Source organism: Luxibacter massiliensis (genome assembly GCF_900604355.1).
In the GTDB taxonomy this organism is placed as follows: domain Bacteria; phylum Bacillota; class Clostridia; order Lachnospirales; family Lachnospiraceae; genus Luxibacter; species Luxibacter massiliensis.
The window spans coordinates 213,044-238,787 of record NZ_UWOE01000002.1 but is presented as its reverse complement, the minus strand read 5'-3'; the positions used below and the strand labels follow the sequence as shown (position 1 = coordinate 238,787).

25 protein-coding genes and 1 other RNA gene are annotated in these 25,744 nt (G+C 43.6%); 3 read left to right on the top strand and 23 right to left on the bottom strand.

Going from position 1 to position 25,744, the window contains the following annotated elements:
- Window positions 1-6: 6 nt before the first annotated feature.
- The 8 genes from EFA47_RS19065 to EFA47_RS19030 form a co-directional block, all read right to left on the bottom strand.
- Window positions 7-315 carry an ATPase gene (locus tag EFA47_RS19065; protein ID WP_122644760.1) on the bottom strand — a complete coding sequence of 103 codons (309 nt, stop codon included), beginning with the start codon at window positions 313-315 and terminating at the stop codon, window positions 7-9.
- A 139-nt stretch (window positions 316-454) separates the two neighbouring features.
- Entirely contained in the window at window positions 455-946 is a 492-nt protein-coding gene (locus tag EFA47_RS19060) for a tRNA (cytidine(34)-2'-O)-methyltransferase (RefSeq protein ID WP_122644759.1), read from the bottom strand.
- A 4-nt stretch (window positions 947-950) separates the two neighbouring features.
- Window positions 951-2,120 carry an aminotransferase class I/II-fold pyridoxal phosphate-dependent enzyme gene (locus EFA47_RS19055; protein WP_122644758.1) on the bottom strand — a complete coding sequence of 390 codons (1,170 nt, stop codon included), beginning with the start codon at window positions 2,118-2,120 and terminating at the stop codon, window positions 951-953.
- A complete protein-coding gene (locus EFA47_RS19050) occupies window positions 2,120-2,620 on the bottom strand; it encodes an Lrp/AsnC family transcriptional regulator (RefSeq protein ID WP_122644757.1) in 501 nt (166 codons plus the stop codon). Before EFA47_RS19050 ends, EFA47_RS19055 begins: the two co-directional genes overlap by 1 nt.
- Window positions 2,621-2,651: 31 nt before the next feature.
- Window positions 2,652-3,725, bottom strand: a complete 1,074-nt coding sequence (locus tag EFA47_RS19045; RefSeq protein ID WP_122644756.1) for an AIR synthase-related protein — start codon at window positions 3,723-3,725, stop codon at window positions 2,652-2,654.
- Window positions 3,726-3,815: 90 nt separating this feature from the next.
- Window positions 3,816-5,336: a VanW family protein gene (locus tag EFA47_RS19040; RefSeq protein ID WP_122644755.1), complete on the bottom strand. Its 1,521-nt coding sequence runs from the start codon at window positions 5,334-5,336 to the stop codon at window positions 3,816-3,818.
- Between the two features lie 337 nt (window positions 5,337-5,673).
- A complete protein-coding gene (gene nth / locus EFA47_RS19035) occupies window positions 5,674-6,300 on the bottom strand; it encodes an endonuclease III (protein WP_122644754.1) in 627 nt (208 codons plus the stop codon).
- A gap of 72 nt (window positions 6,301-6,372) precedes the next feature.
- Window positions 6,373-8,073, bottom strand: a complete 1,701-nt coding sequence (locus tag EFA47_RS19030; protein WP_122644870.1) for a B12-binding domain-containing radical SAM protein — start codon at window positions 8,071-8,073, stop codon at window positions 6,373-6,375.
- A gap of 193 nt (window positions 8,074-8,266) precedes the next feature.
- Between EFA47_RS19030 and ffs the strand changes: the two genes are divergently transcribed.
- An RNA gene (gene ffs, locus EFA47_RS19025) (signal recognition particle sRNA large type) lies at window positions 8,267-8,529 on the top strand.
- Window positions 8,530-8,616: 87 nt separating this feature from the next.
- On the opposite strand, the gene tadA is transcribed toward ffs, so the two are convergent.
- The gene (gene tadA, locus EFA47_RS19020) at window positions 8,617-9,129 is read right to left on the bottom strand and encodes a tRNA adenosine(34) deaminase TadA (RefSeq protein ID WP_122644753.1); all 513 of its coding nucleotides are present in this window, start codon (window positions 9,127-9,129) and stop codon (window positions 8,617-8,619) included.
- Between the two features lie 353 nt (window positions 9,130-9,482).
- On the opposite strand from tadA, the gene EFA47_RS19015 reads away from it, so the two are divergent.
- Window positions 9,483-10,412, top strand: coding sequence for a DUF6128 domain-containing protein (locus EFA47_RS19015; protein WP_164690071.1), 930 nt, complete (start codon window positions 9,483-9,485; stop codon window positions 10,410-10,412).
- Between the two features lie 240 nt (window positions 10,413-10,652).
- Here EFA47_RS19015 and EFA47_RS19010 read toward each other — a convergent pair whose 3' ends face one another.
- From EFA47_RS19010 to EFA47_RS18950, 13 genes are all read right to left on the bottom strand, one after another.
- Entirely contained in the window at window positions 10,653-12,065 is a 1,413-nt protein-coding gene (locus EFA47_RS19010) for a deoxyguanosinetriphosphate triphosphohydrolase (RefSeq protein WP_122644869.1), read from the bottom strand.
- A gap of 43 nt (window positions 12,066-12,108) precedes the next feature.
- A complete protein-coding gene (locus EFA47_RS19005) occupies window positions 12,109-13,011 on the bottom strand; it encodes a hypothetical protein (RefSeq protein WP_122644751.1) in 903 nt (300 codons plus the stop codon).
- Between the two features lie 476 nt (window positions 13,012-13,487).
- Complete coding sequence (locus tag EFA47_RS19000; protein WP_306438894.1) at window positions 13,488-14,282, bottom strand: M15 family metallopeptidase; 795 nt, start codon at window positions 14,280-14,282, stop codon at window positions 13,488-13,490.
- Entirely contained in the window at window positions 14,279-14,908 is a 630-nt protein-coding gene (locus EFA47_RS18995; protein ID WP_122644750.1) for a 4'-phosphopantetheinyl transferase family protein, read from the bottom strand. The genes EFA47_RS19000 and EFA47_RS18995 overlap by 4 nt, the downstream gene beginning before the upstream one ends.
- 20 nt (window positions 14,909-14,928) lie before the next feature.
- Entirely contained in the window at window positions 14,929-16,548 is a 1,620-nt protein-coding gene (locus tag EFA47_RS18990; protein ID WP_122644749.1) for a bifunctional diguanylate cyclase/phosphodiesterase, read from the bottom strand.
- Between the two features lie 298 nt (window positions 16,549-16,846).
- Entirely contained in the window at window positions 16,847-17,263 is a 417-nt protein-coding gene (atpC, locus tag EFA47_RS18985) for an ATP synthase F1 subunit epsilon (protein ID WP_122644748.1), read from the bottom strand.
- Between the two features lie 12 nt (window positions 17,264-17,275).
- Entirely contained in the window at window positions 17,276-18,673 is a 1,398-nt protein-coding gene (atpD, locus tag EFA47_RS18980; protein ID WP_122644747.1) for a F0F1 ATP synthase subunit beta, read from the bottom strand.
- A 95-nt stretch (window positions 18,674-18,768) separates the two neighbouring features.
- Entirely contained in the window at window positions 18,769-19,659 is an 891-nt protein-coding gene (atpG, locus tag EFA47_RS18975; protein WP_122644746.1) for an ATP synthase F1 subunit gamma, read from the bottom strand.
- 1 nt (window position 19,660) lies between these two features.
- Window positions 19,661-21,169 (bottom strand): F0F1 ATP synthase subunit alpha, encoded by a 1,509-nt coding sequence (atpA, locus tag EFA47_RS18970; RefSeq protein WP_206215561.1) that lies wholly within the window; start codon window positions 21,167-21,169, stop codon window positions 19,661-19,663.
- Window positions 21,170-21,174: 5 nt separating this feature from the next.
- On the bottom strand, window positions 21,175-21,711 hold the full coding sequence (gene atpH / locus EFA47_RS18965) for an ATP synthase F1 subunit delta (RefSeq protein WP_122644867.1): 537 nt from the start codon (window positions 21,709-21,711) through the stop codon (window positions 21,175-21,177).
- On the bottom strand, window positions 21,689-22,192 hold the full coding sequence (gene atpF / locus EFA47_RS18960) for a F0F1 ATP synthase subunit B (protein WP_122644866.1): 504 nt from the start codon (window positions 22,190-22,192) through the stop codon (window positions 21,689-21,691). The genes atpH and atpF overlap by 23 nt, the downstream gene beginning before the upstream one ends.
- Window positions 22,193-22,217: 25 nt before the next feature.
- Window positions 22,218-22,442 carry an ATP synthase F0 subunit C gene (atpE, locus tag EFA47_RS18955; protein ID WP_122644744.1) on the bottom strand — a complete coding sequence of 75 codons (225 nt, stop codon included), beginning with the start codon at window positions 22,440-22,442 and terminating at the stop codon, window positions 22,218-22,220.
- 46 nt (window positions 22,443-22,488) lie between these two features.
- Window positions 22,489-23,151: a F0F1 ATP synthase subunit A gene (locus EFA47_RS18950; RefSeq protein WP_122644865.1), complete on the bottom strand. Its 663-nt coding sequence runs from the start codon at window positions 23,149-23,151 to the stop codon at window positions 22,489-22,491.
- Window positions 23,152-23,811: 660 nt separating this feature from the next.
- On the opposite strand from EFA47_RS18950, the gene EFA47_RS20635 reads away from it, so the two are divergent.
- Window positions 23,812-24,516, top strand: coding sequence for a TMEM164 family acyltransferase (locus EFA47_RS20635; protein WP_122644864.1), 705 nt, complete (start codon window positions 23,812-23,814; stop codon window positions 24,514-24,516).
- A 69-nt stretch (window positions 24,517-24,585) separates the two neighbouring features.
- Here EFA47_RS20635 and EFA47_RS18940 read toward each other — a convergent pair whose 3' ends face one another.
- Window positions 24,586-25,473: a hypothetical protein gene (locus EFA47_RS18940; protein ID WP_122644743.1), complete on the bottom strand. Its 888-nt coding sequence runs from the start codon at window positions 25,471-25,473 to the stop codon at window positions 24,586-24,588.
- Window positions 25,474-25,744 lie beyond the last annotated feature (271 nt).

Below are 25,744 nucleotides of genomic sequence, written 5' to 3'. Positions count from 1 at the left end.
TTTTCCCTAAACCAATTGTGATATTACGAGACTTACTGCCTCCTCTTCCTTTGCCAAAGCAGCTTGTTTGAGGCCTTTGATTTCATTCTCTACTTCTGCCAGCGCTGCTTTTTGGACTTCTCCGCCCTTCTTTACGGCATCTTCCATAGCAGCCTCTGCCCTTTTATCCTCTTTTTGGGTCAGCTCTGTCCCCAGCTCCTTCGCCTCCCTGGATGCATCTTCCAGTATCCTTTTACACTGTGCATCAGCATCCTTTACAATGGCCCCGGCTTTTCCCTCTGTCTCTCTTATCGCCTTTATGGTTTCTTCTATCATATTTGTCACCGCCTTTCTGCATATGCCTTATTGGACGCCTCAGTGTCCATCCGCCCTCAAGGGCATGCATTGCGGGGTACCCTTGGGAATTCAATTTTAGAATAGCATACATTTTCTTTGTAGTCCATAATGAAAATTCCTACCATGTAAGATGATGGAGGCGCCCCTCCCGGCTCATCCCGGCAAACTGGTTCTGCCGCAAAGCCTCATATAATATAATTGCAGCCGAGTTCCCCAGATTGAGGGAGCGGGTATCCCCCACCATTGGTATGCGCACACAATTTTCTTTATATTTCACCAGAAGCTCCTCGGGTATCCCAGCGCTTTCTTTGCCAAACATAATATAGCAGTCCGGCTCATAGGATACTTCTATATACATTTTCTCCGCCTTTGTGGTGGCCATATACAGTTTTGCCTCGGGGTTCTGTCCCTGAAAGTCTTGAAAATCAATATAAGTTTTCACATCGATTTCTGTCCAATAGTCCATTCCTGCCCGTTTCAGTGATTTCTCATTTAGCTTAAACCCCAATGGCTCTATCAGGTGCAGCCGGGTATTAGTCGCCGCACATGTGCGTCCAATATTTCCGGTGTTAGCGGGAATCTCCGGCTCAAGCAGCACAATGTTCAGCATAACCCTACCTCTCATTTCTCAGGCGCTGTATAAATGTTCCCAGGCGCCCTAAGGCTTCTTTGAGATCGTCCAGTGAATATGCATAAGAAATACGCAGGAAGCCTTCGCCGCAGGCCCCAAAGGCTGTTCCTGGCACAACCGCTACCTTTTCTTCATTCAGCAGGCGGGTGGCAAACTCTTCTGCCGTCATGTTGAACTCCTGTATACTGGGAAATACATAAAATGCGCCAAAGGGTTCAAAACACTCCAATCCCATACGTGCAAACTCATGCATCAGAAAACGTCTTCTCTGATTATAGGATTTCCTCATTTCCTCCACTTCATCCCCGCAGTTTCTCAACCCTTCAATAGCTGCATACTGGCTGTTTGTAGGGGCACACATAATAGCAAATTGATGCAGTTTTATCATCTGCTCAATAATGACCTCAGGGCCGCAGCAATACCCGAGGCGCCATCCTGTCATGGCAAAGCCTTTGGAAAACCCGTTAATCACAATTGTCCTCTCCCGCATTCCCGGCAGGGACGCAATGGACACATGTTCTGATTTATATGTGAGCTCAGAATAAATCTCATCTGACAGCACAAAAATATCATGGTCCTTTATAAACTCCGCCACTGGCTCCAGCTCTTCCCTTGTCATAATGGAACCTGTTGGGTTGTTGGGAAATGGCATAATCAAAACTTTTGTCCTGGGAGTTGTATACTTCTCCAAATCCTCCACTGTCAGCTTGAACTCATTCTCATACTGGAGTGGAATTACAACCGGAACACCGTCCGCCATAACAGCGCAGGGCAGATATGAGACGTAACTTGGCTGGGGGATTAAGACTTCGTCCCCTGCATCCAGCATACAGCGCAGGGCCACATCGATGGCCTCGCTGCCCCCTACAGTAATCAGAGTCTCCTTTTTAGGGCAATAAGATACGTGTATTTTACGCTGAAGGTAACGGCAGATTTCCTCCCTCAGCTCCTGAAGCCCTGCATTAGAAGTATAAAAAGTACGCCCTTTTTCCAGGGAAAAAATCCCTTCTTCCCGTATCCTCCACGGAGTGTCAAAGTCCGGCTCCCCCACTCCCAGGGAAATAGCATCCTTCATCTCATTTGCCACGTCGAAAAATTTGCGGATGCCGGAGGGCTGAATCTCAACTATTTTTTTAGATAATGGATTTCTCATTACGGCGTCACCAGCATCCTTTCTGATTCTTTCTTTGGTACTAGTATAGTCCCATGGTCCTTATATTTCTTCAAAATAAAGTATGTAGCAGTACTAATGACTTCATCAATTGGCGAAAGCTTCTCTGACACAAACCGTGACACTTCTTTTAAAGTTTTTCCTTCCAGGGTAACAAGTAAGTCATATCCCCCTGAAATCAAATATACGGCGTGTACTTCCGGGTAATTGTAAATCCGCTCTGCAATCCGGTCAAATCCCTGATTGCGCTGAGGCGTCACCCTTACTTCAATCAATGCGGTCACTTTCTCTACCCCTGCCTTGTCCCAGTCAATTAATGTGTGGTACCCACAGATGATTTTCTCCTTTTCCATGTCTGCAATTTCATTTGCCACCGTTGCCTCATCTGCGCCTAACAGCACACCCAGCTCACCGAGATTGACTCTGCTGTTAGTCTCAAGATATCTCAAAATTTCATTTCTAATGCCGTTCACACTTTCCATGCTTTTCCTCCTCTATGCCTTTGTCTTATTCTCACATATCATACCCTAAGGGCATGTCTGAATTTACGCCTTTTGGCTCCTTACTGTCTATGGCTTCCTTGGCATGTACTGCCAAGCGCTGCTCCTGCCAGCGCACCAGCTCATCCGGTGCAGGCCTTTCTAAATATCTTTTCTCTTCATCGCTTGTGATTACCCGATCCTTTTTATCTGTGGCAACCCCAAGCTTTCTGGCTCGCGCCCCCATCCTCTGCAGTGTTCCCACCAGGGCATCCCCGTCTTTTGCAGCCATCAAAATACATCCTCCAGAGGTAAGCTGATAAGGATTCAGATTATAATACTCACATATCTCTACCGTCTCCTGCCTTATGCTCAGCCTTGGCAACTCTATCTCCAGGCCTATCCCTGAAGCCTCCGCCAGCTCCCACAAAGCGGCAAATATGCCTCCGCTTCCCGCCTGATGCATGGCTAGAATCCCCATCTGCGCCGCAGCAAATATAAAATCTGAAGCGTCCAGATTCTTTTTCAGAGATTCTGTCTGACGGATAAAAGAAGGCACGAAACGCTGCTCCAGCTCACCTTTACTATCTGCCAGTATGCGGAGGGTCCCTTCCAGTCCGATATAACCGCAGAGAACAATATCCTGTCCCGGCAGGGCATTCCCTGCACAGAGCAGCCGGCCCCTTGGGGCCACCCCCATACCTGTTATAAATACCATAGGCCTCACAAAACCTGGGATCACTTCTGCCTTTACACAGGTCAAGTCTATTTTCATCCTGTTACACAAAGCCGCCAGTTTCACCGTCATCTCTTTCAGCCAATCCTCTTCTGTGTCCAGAGGCAGCATTGCCTGTATAGAAACCCCTTTCGGAACGGCCCCTCCGGCAGCAAGGTCATTGACTACTTTGAGCAGTGCATATTCCCCCGTTTCACTGGAGAATCCCGCCGCCGAGGCAGTAGACCAAACCGCGTCCGCACTATCCCCTACATGCAGGGCAGAACGTGACTCTTCCGGCGATAGCCTGAACCCATCCTCCCTCCCAGCGCAATTCAGTTGTCTTGATATAGACCGTTTCCACACAGTCTGTGTAATATTTCCAGCTTTCATACACCCTTTTCTCCTTATAACTGATTATACTCCCCTGCCAGCATACGGCTAAGAGCGAGGTTTAGATATAAGTTTAGCTGATTATCCCAGTTACTGCTGTGTTCCAGATATTTGAATATCCTGTATACACTTCATAATTGTGGCCTCATCCTGGGTCTGTATTGCCGCATTTAATTTATCTGTTATCTCCTTCCTCTCAGAAGCAGTACCCACAGCCACCGTCTCCTTCGAGGGCAGATACTGGCTGTAATTTACAATATCACGGCTAACCTCCGCCCCATTTTCATATACAGCTTTCCAGAGCCTTGCAGATACTTCGGGTTCCGCGGGACTCTGTGTATAATAGATGCCGGCCGCATCCTGAGTTGCCACAAATCTTTTTCCTTCAGGGTCTTTCGTCTCTGTTGTCTCACTTATATATTGGATAGTTCTGGAGGCTGGACGTGTTTCCTTCCCATATATATTAAATGTCAGGCAGCTGTCGGCTGTAATAGATTCTATGTAAATAGAGGTATCCAAATTATTCTTTAGGCCAAGATCCAGCACATCATCTGCAATAGCGGCATCCATGGACGGCTCCACATAGGACACCATCATCGTATGGGGGTAACGCTCCGTCACCTCCAGTTCCGCCAATAACACTGCATTATACAGCGTAGTGGATACCTGGCAGATACCTCCGCCCATAGTCTGGACCACCTGATCTCCTTCAAAAGAATCAGCTTCTGTATAACCATTTTCTGCAGTATATGGTTCCATTATGGCATTGACCGAAATCTCCTCTCCAGGCTTCAGGAGAAGGCCGCCAATATGCCCTGCACCACTCTCTATATTCTGGGCGCTTCCTGGATCCCCTCCATAAACAGTTGTATAACTGCCCAGCAGATCTGTCATATCCTTTAAATCATCTGCCTGAATATCTGGATCCACATATGTCACTGATGCCCGGACACTTCCGCCTTTGCCTTCCCAATCCCCCCCAAGCATTTGGTTAATGGCTGCTACAGTCTTTTTTATATCAATCGTCTCACCTGGTTTGCCTTCCGTAATCTCAATGCCGGAATCACCCTGTGACACTTTTGCATTTTCCGGCACATTTAGCAGGCCACCCATCGCGTCTTTCAATGCTTTTTCTGCAGACTCCTCTGTAATTTTATATGAAGCCTCAAATTTTTTATGGTTCTGCTTTTTCTCAGCCTTCTTTAATATTTTATAGCAGGATGCTGCATTTCCCTTTTTCCCATAATCCACTGCCTCCTTGGCCGCACTGTCCAGATTGTCAACAGTCAGTCCCAGGCTGCCCAGCGTAACCTGGCCAGTCCTGCCGTCTTCCAGTGTCAGGAGGACTTTTTCTTCTGCATAAGCAGATAAATCACTCTTGACCCTTTCTTCCGCCTCCTTCAGAGTCAGGCCGGCTACTTCTGTATTGCCAATATAGACGCCCTGAATAATAGTATCCGCTTCAAACTTCTGAATATATCTGCGGAGATAAAGCTGTACACATAAAATCACGGCGGCCGCGCACAGAAAGACAAAAACTATGCCTAACATAGCTCTTTTATCCGCCTTGCTCACTTTATGCCTGCTGTCTCTTCTTCCTTTGTCTCCCATATATACCCCTCAAACTCCTGGCGCCTGCCCCCAGTATATAACTGGTACTTTAAATAATCGTCAGTAAAAACTAAAGCCGCTGAATCCCATCCGGGCAAAGACACACTCCACACTTATATTAATGAAATAAAGAGTATAATTAAAATGAACGGCTTTATATGCTAAACTGTAAGGTAAGGAATTACCATAGTCGCTACCATTGCCAAAATAATTACGATAATGACAATAGAAAAAATTCTTCTTACTTTCTTGTTATAAAAATTCACAGATACTCACCTCTTTTATATAATATCCCGGAAATACCCGGCTACTATATCTATATTCACGGTTAGATAGGTTACATTTTATACTCTTTACAATATTTTTGCAAGAAGCATTCCGCGCACTTTGGACTCCTGGCCGTACAAATTGACCGGCCAAAAGTAATAATTTGTATATTATATAAAATCCAGTGATCCCTGGGCAGCTCCTTCATTAAATCCTGCTCGATTTTCTCTGGATCCTCCTGGAAGGTTAACCCCAAACGGCGCGAAATACGTTTTACATGGGTGTCAACCACAACGCTGGGGTCATGATATATATTCCCCCGGATAACATTCGCAGTCTTACGCCCTACCCCCGCGAGAGAGGTAAGATCCTCCAGGCTTTTGGGCACCTCTCCCCCAAACCGCTCCAGCAGCGCCTTCGTACACGCAATGATATTTTTAGCTTTATTGTGGTAAAACCCAGTAGGCTTAATATCCTGCTCCAGCTCCTTTAGATCTGCCTCTGCAAACTTCTCCAGCGTATCATATTTCTTAAACAAACCCTCTGTCACAATATTTACCCTGGCGTCTGTACACTGCGCACTGAGCATCGTGGCGATCAATAACTGCCAGGGGGTATTATAATTCAGATAGCACACATACTCACGGCCATACTGGGCATCGAGTATAGCAAGTATCTCCCTTGTACGTTTCTTCATGGCGGCTCCTTTGCTTTTAGGACGTAACCCTTTGTGCTTTTGTTACGTACCTAATTGAATTCAGACCTGTACCTAAATGAAAAATAACCGTGCCTGATTTGTCAAAGCATCTCTATTTTTATAGTCAAACAGTACTATACGGCCATCGATTTTTTCAAGATGTGTCATTTTCCTCATCTGTCTTTTGTCGTATTGCTCATATCCTTTCAGGTATCTGTGTTCCTTTGACTCTGCTTCATAGAATGCTGCCGACTCTGCTTTCGCAATACCGGTCTCTCCCGCAAATGCAGGCCTGTTTTTTACGTTATCTCTCAAATATAAGTCCATAGTCAGCGACTGTTTGTATTTCTCAATATTTAACCCTGGCTGGCGGCAAATAAAATCAAACAATATTTCATATCTTGCCAGCCGGGAATGATTTATGATGTGCAAATTATTATCTTCATAGTATCTTCCAATCTTTTCATAAATTCCAAATTTATCTGACCAGTCTTTTTCTAATAACTGAATAGTACAGACAAACTGGCCGCTATTATAATATGTCTCTACCATCTCTTCCACTGTCTTTAACTTCAGTATTTCTGCGTAGGAAAGCCATTTAGTCGATAGCACTTCAAAAGGAGGGCGCTCTTGATAAGTAAGCCCGTATTCTTCTGCCTGGCTATGCATATATGACCCCTTCAAAACTTTTAAAAACCCTAACTGTAATTGTTCTGGATGCAGCTCATAAACATCATTAAAAGATTTCCGGAAACTTTCATAATTTTCGTAAGGCAATCCTGCAATCAGATCCAAATGCTGATGTATATTCCGCTTCGCATGGATTCTCCTTACGTTCTCTTTTACCTTCACAAAATTCATGCTCCGTTTTATTTCACAAATTGTTGTTTCATTTGTAGACTGAATGCCAATCTCTAACTGAATCAATCCTGGGCGCATTTTTTCTAATAGCTGTAATTCCTCTTCAATGAATAAGTCTGCCGCCACTTCAAAATGAAAATTTGTTTTGCCCTTATCGTGTTCAATGATATAGGACCAGACAGCCATCGTATGTTCATGCCTACAGTTAAATGTCCTGTCTACAAATTTAACTTGCGGAACTTCTGCATCAATAAAGGCTTGAAGCTCTTTCTTTACCAATTCTATCTCTCGAAACCTGAGACATTTATCTATAGAAGACAAGCAATAACTACAGGAAAAAGGACACCCCCTGCTAGATTCATAATAAATAATTTTATTTTCAAACCCATCTATATTTTTATACACAAAGGGAAGTTTCCCCATATCCATGGCAGGCCTCTGATCCGTTTCTTTAATATAAAACAAACCGTCATCCTGTTTCTGCCTAAATACGATTCCTTTAATATCACTTAGGCGAGTAATCTGTCCACTGTAATATTTCAGAAGGTCTGCAAATGTCTCTTCTCCCTCTCCGCACATTACACCATCTACTTGTCGGAACCTTTCTAGTACCAGCGGGGCATCAAAAGAAACCTCAGGTCCCCCAAGCCATATACGCACATCAGGTAAAATCTTTTTAATCTCCGTTAACAAACACTCCACATATGTTATATTCCATAAGTAGCAAGAAAAACAAACCAGCTCTGGCTTCTGCTTAAAAATATCAGCCAGAATATGATCTATATTCTGATTAATTGTATATTCTGCTGTATCAACCCGCCATCCCATAAGCTCCGCATAGCCTTTTAGGCTGTGAATCGCCAGATTAGAATGAATAAACTTGGCATTAATTGCAACCAACAACGTTTTCATCATAAATACCATCTCCATTTTGGTACAGGTCCGTCTCCAAATAGGTACACCACTAAACTCAATTGGGGACGTAACAAAACTGCATTTTGTTACGTCCCCAATTGTACTATACTTCCCACGTATAGTAAATAAAAAGCGAAAGAAAACGTCCCTTTCCATTGACATTTTGTCTGAAACAATGTAAAATTAAATCTCGTGCAGCCGGGGTGTTAGCGGTACCTTGTACCTGCAATCCGCTATAGCAGGGGTGATATTACGCTGAGGGTGTTGATTTGCAAAGCTGCCCTCGGAAAGTGGCGTTGAGATCTGGGTCTTACGCGACGGAAATCTGTGAACCGTGTCAGGTCGGGAACGAAGCAGCACTAAGCAGAATCTTCCGGGTGCCGTAAGGGCGCCTGGGTTGAGTTAACTGCCGAGGTAACGTTTGTGGAGATACATTCGAAGCGTAATGCACGTTAAAAAGTAGTAAATCACTCCTATCCCTAAGTATTACAAGGCCAGTTTGCCTTGCAGCATTAGCGGATGGGATTTTTGTTTTCTCTACTACTGCATCCTTTCTCTTCCTTCTATATCTTGTTGTGCTTTCTGTTTCTTTTGTTTATGAATCTTGCGCAGTTCTGTAAAGAATTGTTTCATCATAGTACTGCATTCCGTTTCCAGCACACCTGTTGTGAGTTCACACTGATGATTAAATTCCTGCATGTCAAGCAGATTCAGGATGGAGCCTGCGCATCCTGCTTTTGGGTTCATACAACCTACGACAACACGTTTGATCCTGGCTTGTATAATAGCGCCGGAACACATTTGGCATGGTTCCAGGGTAACGTACATTGTGCAGTCCTCGAGCCGCCAGTCCCCCAGCTTTCTGCTGGCTTTTTTAATTGCGATCAGCTCCGCATGGGCCAGTGTATTTTTATCTATAGTGCGCCTGTTATATCCCCGTCCAATAATTTTATCCTGAAAAACAATCACACACCCAATCGGTACTTCCTCCAAGGCATATGCCTTTTTCGCCTGTCTAATAGCTTCTCTCATATATTTCTCGTCTAAGTCCATAATCTGTCCCGCCTTTATGCCTTTAAATACATTCTTCCATATTTCTAAGTTTCTTCTAATAATTTAGCACATCTTATGTTCTTTTTCAAAATATTGCGGAATAAATTAGAGTGAAAGAAAGACAAGGCCAGAGGTGTTATATGAATCCCGGTATCTGTTACTTATATGAATACGAAAATAATAGGAAACTACGCAATGTAGGGTTTCTCAAAATTTCCCGGAGCTATCACTCTTGCTCTATGCAGATCCAAATCCGCAATGTTCCTGTAAATCCTGAGAACACGATAAAATTTTTCGCGTTCTATAACCAGGACTCTTCATGTATTTTTCAAATGATAGATGAAATAAACTGTATGAACAAGTCTGTCTCAGCCAGAATTGTATTTTCCGAAAATCAGCTCCCCAGCAATCGGAAACTAGAAGAAATAGATGGTTTCTTCCTTAAAACAGCGGGAGGGCAGTTTTACGCGGCACTTTCGGAGGGGAGCACCTTTGATACTAGTTTGCTCCACAGTCCTGCCAAGCCAGATCAGCAGCCCCCACAAAGTTTTTCAGATGAAATCGGTCCGGCGCCCGGCGGTATATCCAGTCCTGATGAAGAATCTGCTAAAAAGGCCCTCCAGCCACAAAAAATTTCCTCCCCTGAGACAGCCGCAGCAAACAGTAAACCACTGTCGGCAGTCTTGCCGCCAGCAGAAATAAGTACCCCATCCGGGGAAAACGCTCCCGCTCTCGAGGAAGCCATCCCTGCTGGCACAGACACACCATTGGAAGGAGACGGCTTTTCAAATACCCAAAACTTATCAGCCTCTGACATAGGTATATCTGACACTCCTGAAGCAGAGATTCTAGCCTCAAATATACCTGATAACCCACATAAGAGCACTACTATTGCAGAACCACAGGCATCCCAGCCTAAAGCCACAGAAAAACCTGAAGCTGAAACTTCTGAATTGTCACAGCCTGCATCTCAGGAATCTGACTGCAGCATACAAAAAATCCAGCGTTCACAGCTTTCGGCCCTTCCCCGCAGGCATTGGAACCTAGCCAACAACAGCTTTCTGATGCATGGGTATCATAACTACAACCATCTGCTGCTAGTCGAGGAGGATGGCCACCATTGGCTGGGAGTCCCAGGCGTATATTCTGCCAGGGAAGCACGGGCCGCAGAACTCTTTGGCTTTCCGCAGTTTACTAAAAATTATAAAGATAAACTGGAACTCTCACCGGACGAAAAAGAAGACTGCGAAAACTTCGGACACTGGTGCCGCTATATACGCTGACCGTGCCTTTTCCTATTTCAGTCCTTTAAAGAGATACCAAAGTGCACACCGGGACAAAGCATATCCAAAGTCCCGCTTCCCCAAGTACAGCTTCAGCCAAAAGGGCATGTATGAAGAGATACCCTAAGGTACACCCTCATACATGCCCATAAACAGGTTATTCCTAAAATAATGTACTAAAGGCAGCTAATGTCCTATGCCGTCAGCCGCCCTTCCATCCCAGCAAGACTTTTCTATTAATCAAATAATCCCGTTCATTTCTTGATAAAGGCGTTTAGCATAGCTGTCAGTCATCCCGCAGACATAATCCGTCACCAACAGCAATCGGAGATAAAGTTTCTCTGCCTCGTCTTTGCCCTGTGCCTGGTTCTTGTAGGCATTTTTATAATTATCTGAAATAAAAGAAATAATCCTTCTGTCTATCGAATCCATCTTCTTATCTGTGTCATAATACAGCACGGCATGGGACAGTTTATCCATCAGAAAATCTAAAATAACGGCCTCCGTGACCTCCATCTTATAGATCTCCCTGGAAGAGAACACATATCTGTATGCCATCTCGCCCAGTAAATCCATTAGTTTCTCCCCGACTGTCCCATAGAACAAATCCTTTTTGAAGGTTCCAGCCATTATTGCATTGTAATTAGATGTAAACCCAAAAGTTGCGCAGCTAATCAGAAACCCCTGTACACGGATAATCCAATTTTTTACTGCATAGGACTCTGGGTTTGCTATCTGCTTGTCGGCGCCCCTCTGGTACAGTCTTTGAAGAATACCCAGCCCATCAAAGCTATCATTTTGCCCGGCCTCTTTGAGCCTCTTTAACTCCTGTTCCAGAGTATGGTAAGAAATAAAGCCTTTTACAAACGCATCCTCAATATCTGCAGTCTTATATGCCAAATCGTCCGCTGCCTCCAAAATATATGTAAGGGGGTGGCGGTTATTTCCCGTTCCCGTAGCCGCTGAAACTGCCCGGAAAATATCCCGGTCAGCGTAATAATACCCCATTTTTTTATCCTTGATATTTCCAGTGCCTGGGGCAATCCCTGTAGAGGGAACTGGATACTTTATAATTGTATTTAAAAGGGCGTAGGTCAGATTCATTCCATTTTCATCTACCAGATAGTGCAGTCTGGTCACGAGCCGCAAAGCCTGCGCATTTCCTTCGAAATTATAAAAATCTTCCCGCATCTGAGGAGTCAGCATTTCCTTTGCAGTTTTTCCAGAGAAATTTAGCAGGGAAAGGTTCCTGCGAAACCAATCTCTGATAGCCATCTCGCCAAAATGTCCGAACGGGGGGTTCCCGATATCATGGATCAGTCCCGCACACTCCAGGATATGGCAGATATCCGCCTTCATCTGCCCGGTAAAACCTGGGTCCTTTTTCTCTGAAATAATACTCTCTCCAATGTTCTGCCCCAAAGACTTCCCGAGAGAGGAAACTTCCAGGGAATGTGTCAGCCTCGTCCGTATAAAATCGCTCTTATCCAGCGGAAATACCTGCGTCTTATCCTGAAGCCGGCGAAAGGATGCGCTTCCAATAATTCTATGATAGTCTTTCTCAAATTCACTCCGCAAGTCTGTCGTTTTCGCCTTCTGGACATTTAATCCTTCCCGCATTCTTTTTGTTGAAAGTAATGTACCCCAGTCCATAGTATCCTCCATTTATTTCTCCAGATATGCAGCCGCCCTTCTCTTAATCAAGATAGATGGGCGGCTCGTAATCCTTCCCCAGCAATGCCTTTTTCCGTTCCTGGTATCCTAAGAATGCCCATTCTGTCATGTCTGTCCACTTATGGCCGTCGCGGTTATACACCTGGACATAACCAATCCTGCTTGGATGCATACGGACACTGTTGGATTGATATTCACGCCCTGTATACGGATTCATCTCGCCGATCTCTAAGTCCTCCTCCGCATCTTCATGTTTGATCACAGGTTCAAAATCATCGGTCTCACCGGAGACGCCCCGTGAAGTAATATTGCCAGGTCTCCTTACAAATGCCGCTCTCCCTTCTTCCTCTCCCGCAGACTTATTTGTCCTGAGAAAAATCCCCTCTGTATGGAGCTTCTCCTCGTTTTCTTCGGCCTGCTTTTCCAATTCTTCCTTAATCGTCTCAGCAGGCTCCCCCATCTGCGCGTTTTCTTCCAGTTCAGACAACTCCTCATGAATTTTATAAAGCTCCCCAATTGTGATATCAGTCTCTCTTACTCCCGTCCCCTGTACAGGCTTTGAATGAGCCTCTGTCTCATCCTGTCTGTCCCTACCATGTTGGGGCGCCTCTGTCTCTTCATTTATGGTTTGCCTGCTTTTAAGCTCTTCCTTTATCTGTCTTTTTTCTGGGGATATATCTGTCTGTACAGGAGATACCGCCTGTCCTTCCATAAGTATACTTAGATGAAAAGAGCAACCCAGGATATTTGCAATCATGCGCATATCCTGCTCCTGGAAATTGTCCCTCCCCAGACGCTGTGTCAGATTCTGCCTGGACATTTTTTTGCCTGTCCTTCCTTCAATAATCTCTGCCAGTTCTTTAATAGTCATCCCTTTTCGGCCAAGGATAATTTTGACTTGTTCTCCGAATGTAAGATCTTGCATGATCCTCCTCCTTAGTCTAATTAATACTATACTCCTAAATAGAAACTATATAATTTCTTCATAAACCCATCTTTTTCTATTTTATCAAATCAATAAAGTTGCGTCAATGTTATATTCTTTATAACCCGGGCCCGGAAAACATTTATCCCCGGCTACCCCTCCAAACGTTCACTATAACAAAATTTGGACGCTGATTAGGCATACTAAAAATAAAGCACGCCTAAAATTCATCCTTATGGTCTGGGGGCGTTGCAAAAGCCTGTGCAAACAAATATACTTTTGTCTGAAAAAATCGGGAAGAAATCCACAATTAAAGATTTCTTCCCGATTTTTCATTTATATAGAGCGAGGATGTCACTCAATTATCTAATTGGACACTTTGCGATACCTTATCTTAAAAATAACGGTTTTTAGGTATGCTCTATCCATGAATGATATTAAATTTATTACGGCGCTTTACAGAGACAGATTCTGCACTATGCGACACCCAAATATTCCTCCAGTGTCACCCCCTGCTCCTTTATCTCTTTCGCCACCTCTTTCCCAACATATCTGTAATGCCAGGGTTCATAAACAATTCCGGTGATATCTGACTTATCTGAAGGATAGCGGAGAATAAAACCATATTTATAGCAATTCTCTGCCAGCCATTTTGCCTCCGCAGTTTCTGCCTGCTTTTCATCCAGTTCCTGGTATCCCTCGGATGTAATATCCATAGCCAATCCTGTGGCGTGCTCACTGTAGCCAGGCACTGCAACAGATTTACTGGTCTCTGTATAGGCATCCACATAGCTGTTTCCCTGATCCACCCATGTCTGCATAGTCTCATTAAAAACAGTCTTCTGTTCCTCATAAGAACGATATGCTGAACAGATATGCATACTTAGCCCTGCCTGGGCCGCGTCAGACAACATATTTTTAGCGTCCTCTGCAATTCTGGAGTCCACCGAAAATCCAGTGGCCACTTCTGCCAGATCCGGTGTATACTTCTGATCCAATGGGTGATCCCCATTGACTAATATAAGTGCCCAGTCATCCGGTTCTTCTGTGGAAAGTGTAGCGGCCGCCTCCACCGTTTTTTTCTTTTCTAACTGTCCCTCCAACTTTTTCTTTTCAGCTGTCCAGGTCTTTTTAGTGGCTGCCATGGATGCTTCCTTCTTGTCAAGCGCCTTGCTGGCCGCCGCGAAGGTTAGGAGCATTCCCAATATCCCCCCTGCCACACCTCCAAGGATTAAAGCTCTCTTTATCTTCCAGTGTATTTTCATACTCATAATTTCAACTCCGTTTGTATTTCAGAATCTATTACTCTGTCAGTGGAACATATGGCTATCTTATAAGGAATATGGGGCAACGCATACTCCCTGTAATAATAAGGCTCTCTAAATCTCTCTGGCTTCCTGAGCAGGACGGGAGGGTCTGCAAGCTGAATCTCAAAACTTCTCATATCCAACGCCATGCCCATCCTGGTAGCCTTCATAAAACTCTCTTTTAATACCCAGAAACGGTAAAATCTGTCATCCCTCTCGGCTTTCCCTGGCTGTCTCATGATTTCTTCATATTCAGAGGGACAAAAAAACCGCTGTGCTACCTTTATGTCAGCATCTTTTATCTGTTCTATATCACATCCGGCGAGTATTCCGGCACGGCATTGTATATCAACAGAACACAGCACATAATCTCCCGAATGAGAAAGATTAAATGCTGCTTCATCCGTTATGCCATATTCTTTTCTTATCATTTCCAAAAGTGACCAGGCCCCGATGCTCTGCATCTTACCTTTATGCTGCTGTATCCTTCTTGCTTTCTCTTTTCTAAAATCCGGCAGGTTTTTATAATATTGCATATAACGGTCCGGATCACATAAAGGCCTGATATCCGCAATCCATGTCTTTATCATAGACTAGATTCTCCAGTTCCCTACCCCCTCATATAACGCACTTCAAATGTGTCTATTTTTATGGGTTTATTAAACAATGTCCCCTGGGCGTATTCACACCCCAGCTCCTTTAATACATTCAGTTGGTCTTGTGTCTCTACTCCTGATGCAGCCACATGCACCCCTAACTGGCTGCATACATCAATAATAGCCTTAGCCACCACCTGGCTGCGGCGGTTCCCCACTATATTAGTTACCAGGCTCCGGTCAAGTTTAAGTCCGTCGAATTCCATGATCGACAAAATCGAAACACTGGAATTCTTGGCCCCAAAATGATCTAGGGTCACCCGTATATTCTCTTTCCTGATTTTATTACTTGTCTCAGCCAGCATCTCCTGGTTCATGGCTAAATTAGACTCAGACACTTCGATCTCAAGATACTCACAGGATACATGGTACTTCTCCACCAGCGCCATCATCTTCTCTGCAATATCTCCCTGCCGCAGCGTTGTCCCCGCAAAATTTACGGATACGGACAGCATCGGCATATCCTCCATCTCCCATCTTCTGAGAGTCTTACAGACCTCCTCGAACACATACAAATCCAGATAATGGGACAGCCTGGTTTCCTCCAGGAGCGTTATATATTTGCCGGGATCCACAATCCCTAAATCCTTATGATGATAACGCACCACAGCCTCTGCGCCTACCACCTCTTCAGCTGCCACGTCCACCCGGGGTACAAAACATACGATAAAATTCCCCTGCTTAATATCCTCCAGCAGATCCTGTTTTATAATTGGCTCATGGTGTCCCTTTTTCAGATTTTTATAGTACTTCTGCTTCTCCTCCCGCATCATATTCTCGGCATCTGTAACCAGCTTGTCCACATTAATATCTATTTTCTCCCAAGCATACCCCATTGTAGCCAGGCCCAGACTGATGTTATCAAGCTTGGTATGCGCTTCATGCACTCTTTTCATAAAACTGTCGTAAGTCACATTCTCCATAATGGCCAGGTATTCATCCCCAGTCAGGCGGAAAACCATGGCTCCCCTGAAGTATTCTTCTAACACTTCACCTACACGGATAACAACCTCATCCCCATATTCACGGCCAAATTCTTTATTAAAATTCTTCAGACCATTAATATCTGCTGATAAAGCGCCAAGAGATTTCAGCTCTTTGTGTTTAGCCTCTTCAATGTATCCCACGAAACTATTCCTGTTCAGAAGGCCGGTCAAGTCATCATGATAGCTCAGATATTCCTGTTGTTTCTGCATTTTCTGCATGACTATGGCCTGAGAAATATAGGGGATTACTGCCCGCATAAGGGAAAGGTCGCACCCTCCTCTATGGACATTCACAACAGCCAGAATAGCAGTTACATTATCCCCCAGGGACTGAAATATACTGTAACTTTCTTCTGTAGTGTCAGTAATCTCCTGTTTCATCCACCGGGGGATCTGCTCTGCATCCAGCATCTTAATCCGATCCCGCTGCCACGGGATATTCTCAGCGCACCATTCATAAATTGTGAGGATATCATCCTCTTCCTTCTCTATATAATAAGCATACTCTGAATCATAATAATCACGTATCGCGCTTAAGATGTCATTCATAATCTCAATAATCGAACGCTGTTTATATTTTTCATTCATGGATCTCTCTCCCCTGATTATAGCTTTACCGAAAATCACCTCATAGTCTGTTCTTTTATAGTACAGATATAGTTATTGTAGTATAATCCTTTATAAAATGCAAGTTAGAATAGGAAACAAAACAGGGCAGAATACACATACTGTATCCTGTCCTGCTGCTAAAAACCGGGCCTTGCCAAACCTTATTGGATACGTCAGCATCCCGCCGGGCAGACGTAAACCTAAAGCCGCTCTTTCCTGAAATCCCCTTCCTGAATTACAGGTAACACCCCGTGTCTTCCTATTGTATTCTTTATTGCTATAGATTCCAACGCTTCTCCTGGGACAGCTTCAGCCGGTTCATGGCTCTTGCCAGTGAAGACTGGGTCTGATGATATTCCTGTGTACTCTGTTTCTGCCTTAGCTGCTCCTCCGCGCGCTCCTTGGCCTCCTCTGCCCTCCGTATATCAATCTCCTCTGGACGCTCGGCCGTATCTACCAGTATAGTCACACGGTTATTTACTATCTCAGCAAACCCATCGCCCACTGCTATCTCTGTCCACTGTCCTTCACCTTGCTGCATTTTGGCAATGCCGACATTCACCGCAATCACCATATTCTCATGATTTGCAAGTATCCCCTTTTCTCCGTCAGGAGCAGGAAGTATCAGCTTTTTACAGCGGCCATCATAGAAAATTCTGTCACTGGCAATTATTTTCAGACTAAATGTATCCATATGCGTACACCTCTATTCTCCGGCATTTTCTGCCTTTGCCTTTTCGATTACGTCTTCTATGGTTCCAACATTGAAGAACGCAGATTCAGGATATTGATCCATTTCGCCATCTATAATCATTTTAAACCCTCGGATTGTCTCTTTTAAAGGCACATACTTACCTGGAATCCCAGTGAAAGTCTCAGCTACAAAAAACGGCTGTGACAAAAATCTCTGTATTTTTCTGGCCCGCATAACGGTAGCCTTATCCTCATCCGATAACTCTTCCATACCCAGTATGGCTATAATATCCTGCAGTTCCTTATATTTCTGAAGAATAGCAGTCACCTGGTTGGCTACACGGTAATGCTCTTCGCCCACAATATCAGCCTCCAGAATACGGGAATTAGATTCCAGCGGATCTACTGCAGGATAAATTCCCTGCTCAACTATTTTTCTGGAAAGCACTGTCGTAGCATCCAAATGTGCAAATGTAGTGGCTGGGGCAGGGTCAGTCAAGTCGTCTGCCGGCACATAGACTGCCTGTACTGATGTGACAGACCCATTCTTCGTGGAAGCGATACGCTCCTGCAATTCTCCCATTTCTGTAGCCAGGGTAGGCTGATATCCCACGGCGGACGGCATACGCCCAAGAAGAGCAGAAACTTCAGAGCCTGCTTGAGTAAAGCGGAAGATATTATCAATAAACAGCAGTACATTCTGATGTTCTTCATCCCGGAAATATTCTGCCATTGTCAGTCCGGTCTCCGCTACTCTCATACGGGCTCCCGGCGGCTCATTCATCTGCCCAAAGACAAGCGCTGTCTTTTCGAGCACACCCGACTCCTTCATCTCGGTCCATAGGTCATTTCCTTCCCTGGAACGTTCCCCGACTCCGGTAAAAATAGAATATCCACCGTGTTCCGTCGCAATGTTTCGGATAAGTTCCTGTATCAGGACTGTCTTACCCACTCCTGCGCCCCCAAACAGGCCTATTTTTCCCCCTTTTGCATAGGGGGCAAGAAGATCTATTACCTTGATTCCCGTTTCCAATATTTCAATAACAGGACTCTGTTCTTCAAAGCTGGGAGGATCCCTGTGGATAACCCATTTGTCGCTATTTTCTATAGGCTGGCCATCATCAATAGTCTCTCCAAGTACATTAAAAAGCCTGCCCAGTGTCTGCGCCCCCACAGGTACCTGTATCCCTGATCCTGTGGCTGTCACTTCCATATCCTTATGCAGGCCTTCACTGGCTGCAAGCATCAGGCAGCGCACTTCATTATTGCCCAGATGCTGGGCGACTTCCATAATGCACTTTTTACCATTATTTTCAACTTCAAGCGCATCCTTGATAAAAGGAAGGCTGCCATCCTCAAAAACCACATCAACGACAGGCCCCATGACCTGCACAATTCGTCCCTTATTCATATCAGTATCACTTCCTTCTTGGTGTGGGAGAGCAAAGGGGTCAGTCCCTCTTGCAAAAGGGACTGACCCCTTTGCTCTCCATTTTCAGAATATTCTCACTTCTTCTTTTTTTGAGCATTTGCACCGCTGCAAACTTCTGTTATCTCCTGTGTAATTTCTGCCTGCCTTGCTCTGTTATACAGAGTTGTCAATTCCTTTATAATACTCTTTGCACTGTCAGTAGCAGATTTCATCGCCATCATCCGGGCATTATGCTCGCTGGCATAAGCTTCAACAAGACTTCCGTATATCATGCCCGTAACGTAGTTTGGCACAATACTATCCATCACGCTCTCTGCAGATGGGTACAACTCTATTTCTTCTCTATACATATTCAGAGGCATGACCATCTTATTAAATGAGGCTCTGGCCAAGGGAAGAATCCTGACTTTTTCAGCTTCTGCCTGTATAGAGTTCTCCATACGTGTATAGATAATATAGACTTCGTCCAAGTCACCCTGCTCAAATTGGCTGAGGATTACGGACGATATATTACGGGCACGGTGCATAGTCGGCTTCTGCACTGTATATTGAAAGTTTGTGTCAATCTCTACATCGCGCCTGGCAAAATAATGCCTTCCCAGCTCTCCGACGACAAACAATTTATGTTCTCCCGGCTGCTGCAAAAGTTCTTCTTCCAACTTAATAATATTATGATTGTATGCACCGGCAAGGCCTTTGTCGGCAGTAATCACGATTGAGCCTATCTTCCTCTTATCTTTCGGAATCTTCTCCCTCAGATCAAAATATGGATGCTCAATGTCTGGTACATGGCGCAGGATTCTGGAAATTTCCCCCTGCAGGCCATAAAAATATGGCTCTGTATCCACCAGTTTTTTTCTGGCCTGCTTCATTTTAGAAGAGGAAATCATATACATTGCATTTGTAATCTTCATTGTATCCTTAACGCTATTGATACGGGTCTGTATCTCTCTGATATTGGCCATATTAACACCTGCTTCTCTTAAATTCTCCGGCCGCGGCCACAATTTTCTCAATCAAATCTTCACTTAATGCTTTTGTATCCTCAATTTCACGGCCGATTTCTGGATGCTCTGATTCAAAATAACGCAGCATGTCTGCCTGAAACTGTTTTATTTTAGACTTCTCCACTCCCAACAGGATCTTATGGGTCGCTGCACAAAGGGTAATGACCTTTTCCGGCAGGCTCATCGGATGACAGAGCGGCTGCTTCAGAAGCTCCATCAGTCCACTGCCATATTCCAGCTGCTCCTTTGTGGCGGCATCCAAATCAGAACTAAACTGGGTAAATACCTCCATCTCACGGTACTGAGCCAGATCGATACGGATACTTCCTGAAGCCTTTTTCATAGCTTTTGTCTGTGCAGCGCCTCCCACACGGGAGACTGACAATCCTACATTGACAGCAGGCCGCATTCCTGAGAAAAACAAATTACTTTCCAGGAAGATCTGCCCGTCTGTTATAGAAATTACATTTGTAGGGATATACGCAGATACGTCACCGGCCTGTGTCTCTATAATAGGAAGGGCAGTGATAGACCCGCCTCCCAGTGTATCACTTAGACGGCTGGAACGCTCCAGCAGCCTAGAATGCAGATAGAATACATCTCCCGGGTAGGCCTCACGCCCCGGGGAACGTCCAAGCAGCAAGGATAATGCCCGGTATGCCACAGCATGTTTAGACAAATCATCATAGACAATCAATACGTCTTTCCCCTGGTACATAAAATACTCGGCCATAGCTGTACCTGCATATGGAGCAATATACTGAAGCGGCGCACAGTCACTTGCTGTGGAGGAAACTACAATTGTATAATCCATAGCGCCATTTGTTTTCAGTGTATTTACTACCTTTGCCACAGTAGAAGCTTTCTGCCCTACTGCTACATAAATACAAATAACATCCTTGCCTTTCTGATTTAAAATTGTATCTAAGGCAATAGAAGTTTTTCCAGTCTGCCGGTCTCCGATAATCAGCTCCCTCTGCCCCCGTCCAATAGGAAACATAGCATCAATAGAAAGTATTCCCGTTTCCATTGGCACGCTTACAGATTTTCTGTCAATAATACCAGGAGCCTCCTGCTCTATAGGCCTATAGCCGTCAGAAGGAATCTCACCCTTGCCGTCAATGGGGGCGCCTAATGAATTTACAACCCTGCCTATATACTTATCGCCGACTGGAACGCCAGCCTTCTTGCCAGTTCTTGTTACTTTGGTGCCTTCCTTGATGCCTGTATCATGTCCAAATAATATACAGCCTACCGCATCTCTCTGGATATCCTGCACCATACCCTTTAATCCATTTTCAAAAGTAACAATTTCTCCATACATAGCCTGGTCAATTCCATAAACTGTGGCGATCCCATCACCCACTGCAATTACAGTACCTACCTCACTGTTCCTGCTGATTGTATCAAAATTTTCTATCTCATCTTTCAGAATAGAAATAATCTCATCTGAATTGATTGAACTCACCTTGCTCACCTCCAGGTTAATTTTTGCTCTAATCTCCTTAAGCGCCCTTTCAGGCTCCAGTCATATTCATCACTTCCAGCCTTCAGGACAAACCCGCCAAGCAGAGTCTCATCTGTCCTTATTTCTATATCAGCCTCAGCTGCATCATATTTTTCACAGAGAAACTCCTTTATTTTATTAAACTGGACCTCATTTGGAGGATCCACACAAACTAATACCGCATGTAAAATTTTGTCCTGTGAGTCGCAATAGCTTCTGTATGCATTGAAAATATTCCCTAATAGATGTATCCTCTGGTATCTCAACACCACTTTCAAAAACCTCTTTATCTCCTCAGGGAAAATGCGTTCTATTGCATTAAACTTTTGTTTTTCCGGTATTACAGGGTTGGCCAGTATTTCCTGAATGCCCGGAACCTCCATATATATTTTCTCTGCTCTCTCCACTGCATTTCGTGGTATCCCAAGTTCAAATAATACACGGGCATATTTCACAGCTGCCTGGGGGCAATACTTACTTTCACTCTCTGTCTTTGTTTTCATGAGCATCACCTACTTCTCCCAGAAACTGGCTGTAAATATCCTGATTTCCTTGCGTTCCCGCCTTTTCCCCGACAATTTTGGCGGCCGCTGCCATAGCAAGTCCTGCAATCTCTGACTGGAGTTCTTTCATTGTCTGCTCACGCTCAGTCTCTATACTGGCCTTAGCTGCCCCCAGCATATCAGATGCTTTCTCCCCTGCCTCATTTAAAATACGGTCATATTCCACTTTGGCCTGTACCTGCGCCTTTTCCACGATTCTGGCGGATTCTTCCCTGGCGCCTGTAAGGGCAGTCTCATACTCCTGTTTCAGTTCCATCGCTTCATTTCTTGTGCTGTTTGCACTTTCCAATCCTTCAGCAATTAACTTCTCACGTTTTTCCATAATATCGGTTATGGGCCTGATTAAAAACTTTTTCAGCAGAAGATAAAGAACGACAAGATTTATAATGGTAAAGATTAGGCTCTCGTTTAATTGAAGCACCTGTCCCACCTGCCTTTCCTGCTATTTATTTTAAAAGTAAGATAACCAGCAAGCCTATAATAAAACCATAAATAGCTGTTGCCTCTGCAAGGGCACATCCCAAGATCAATGTCTTACTAATCTTGCCCTCTGCCTCCGGCTGCCTTGCAATGGCCTCTGTCGCCTTGCCTGTAGCAATACCAATGCCGATACCTGCTCCTACACCTGTCAAAACTGCAATACCTGCCCCTATAGCAATAATTGTTCCCATAATGTCAATCTCCTTTTCTATCTTTATTAAATTCTTAGTTTATAAATTACTCTTGTTCCTCATTCATAAATAATGCTGTAAGGAACACAAAAACATATGCCTGCAATAGACCGTCAAAAATATCAAAATAAAAACTAAACGGTATTGGCACTAAAATCGGTATAATTGCTTTTAAAAGCTCCATAATAACAAATGCGCCCAGCACGTTGCCGAAAAGCCGCATACAAAGAGATAACGGACGGATTATGATTTCCAGAACCATAATCGGCGCCACAACCGGTACTGGCTCTGCGAAATGCTTTACCCAATGCTTTACCCCATTTTTGCGTATACCTGAATATTCAATCAGGAACATGCTCATTATTGCAAGCGCTGCTGTCACGTTCAAGTCCTTTGTTGGCGGCTTAAACCCAAACAGACTGATGATATTGGAGACACCTAGATAGAGAATCACTGTAATCAAGTAAGGAATATATCTCTTATTTTCCTTCCCTATAATGCCCACAAAAAAATCCTGCGCCCACCCTATGGCTGATTCAAGAGCAAGCTGCTTTTTCCCCGGATTCTCGACTTTTAGATTCCGGACAAGAATAACAGACAGGATAACCAGTATGGCCATAATGATCCAGGTGACAACTACTGATTCGGATATCGGGATTCCACCAAAAACAGGAATTGTAAATACCGTCTCACAGTTCAGCTCCTCCAGCAAATTCTCTGTTAAATTTTCCGTATCGCTCCCTCCCTTTCTTCTATACATGTATTTATTGCGGCGATAAAGGAACTGCCAGAAACTGCCATATAAAGGAAGAAAATCCATACTTGGAATTCCCGAATCCCCGCCTACTTTTAGGCAACTCCGTCCTAAAAGCCAAATAAAGATTACGCCTAAAAATTTTGTTTGTCAACGATAAAAAAATGCAAGCTTTTGCCGTATATTGACACCATTTTTATCAAATTTGAATGTGAATCAAAATAAGAATTTTAGGAATTTATATAAATTTAATCTTTATTTTTTTAGGAATAATATTTCAAAAAAATATTTTCTAAAATTATTACCATATATACTTATTTCAAAATGAATATTTCGTCAAAATAACCATGAGTATGTCTATATTTTCACAAGTATTATATATATTGAGGACGTAATAAAGTGACAAAGGGTTACGTCCTAAACTTCAATTAGACCTGTACCTTTTTGACAAAATTTATTATATAATCATTCTAGATGTCTGCAATTTTTATGCCAGATATGGAAATATTTTTATAAGAGCGAGGTTAAAGAATCTTGATTCCTAAAATATGCCAGGTTTTCAAACTTAAAAGCTCCTTATTTCATAAGCTATACTATATTCTTCCACACCAGGGCATGGGTTATGAGACTGGGCGCGGGATTCTATTTAAATTTAATATTTTTTCGCTTTTCTGTGGCATTATTATGGGAGTAAGCGAAATATGGAAACAATTGTATCTCACATTTGGAATAAACGGGGGAGTGTACCAGTGGTGGTTTTTTCCATTCCAGCTTTGTAGTATTGCCATGTATATTCTGCTTGCCCTTCCCTGGGTCAGAAGTCTTAGATTACGCCAAATGTTTTTGTGTTTTTTAATGAGCTATAGTATGCTGGGCGGAATTGCTGTATTTGCTGATACAAGCGGACTCCACTATCCCGTTTTGCCTCTTACTATTCATTCTTACCTGTGGCACATTTTGCTAATAATTGTAGGGATTATTTCCGGTATCACATATATAGGGGAAAATAAAATTTGCCCCTATACTTATAAATTTCACTTTTTGCGATTTTATAAGGCCACCTTATTATACTTTTTATGCTGCTTAATCGCCACGCTCATCAATGACTGTTTTGATTCTTATGGCAATATTAATATGTTCTATATTAATCCGGACTATCCTATGCAGCAGGTCTTTTTCTCCTCTTTGGTGAAATATATTGGCAATGTCCCTTCAATTATTGTTTATATGTCCGCAACCATTCTTGGAGCTTGTATCCTTTTCAGCATTTGGCATATAGCAGCACACTATTTGATGCAAAAAAGAAAACCTCAAATATAGCAGCAAAAAACTTCCCTTACAGCAGACAATCTAGTTACAATACTCATCTAATGTAAGGGAAGCTCTGAGTTACTGCCCTGGTTTCTCAATATTCTTACTTTCACTTTCTTCCTGAGATTCTACGATTCTCAGAAAATCCCGCTCTGCTTTCTTTTTTCTAGGCACAAGCCGCCTTACCACGAATCCTTTCCCTCTATTTTTCACATAAAAATAACCTATTATAGAGAACACTACAGCCCCTATAAAATTTACCATGAGATCCTTCATGGTATCAATCAGTCCAATATCCAGGTAGCCGCCTAACCCCAGCTCTTTTCCCTGCACAATCACATTGGTAATATTGCCAATCTCATATGGGACATTATGTCCTGCAGGATCTAACATTACAGACCGAATCGTATGCACGACTGTGTCTTTCTGCATGTCGAACCCTAGAATCTGATCCATCCCAAACTCAAAAAATTCCCAGATTACACCTATTGTCATAGAAAAGCAAAAAGCCACTATCGCTGTAAATAGGGGGGACAGCTTGAAAACCATCCTTTCACTCCGATTTAATAAATCAACCAACGAAAAACCTATAGCCGCTGCCAGGAAACCATTAATTGTATGCAGCACTGTATCCCAAAAAGGAAAAACCAGGTAAAATTCTCTAATCTCCCCCAAAATCTCCGCTGCAAAAATAAATACTAGTATAATTATTTCAAGAGTTGTAGGCAGCTCGATTTTCATAGTCACCTGCACAAGACTGGGGATTACTAACAGCAGCAGCGTCAAAATACATAAAAAAACATTTTCATAATTTCGATTGAAAATCTGCAGGATCATCATAATAATCACAAGGAGCCGCAATATAAAATATACTAAAAACGAACTCTTGTGCTCCCGCAGTTCCATTTTCAATGCTTTCCACATATAACGCAAATGTTTCTTGTCCTTCTTCTGATTATTCCTCATATCAACCTCATATTCTATAGTATCATACCTTTCCTCAATCCCCGGTACCGGTTCTCTCAATGGAAAAGATAATTATTTTTTTATTATATTGATATTCCAGGAATATTGCAAGGTAATTTCTGAAGGGTATAGGCCTGGTGCAAAAGATTACAGTACATGTGTCACAATTGAATAATGAAAAAGTCTTATGCCCTGACGCCTGCATCGCCGCTAGTTTAAAGCGCCGTATATTTACATCGGGGCCTTTGACTTTAACAAATATTTTTCATAT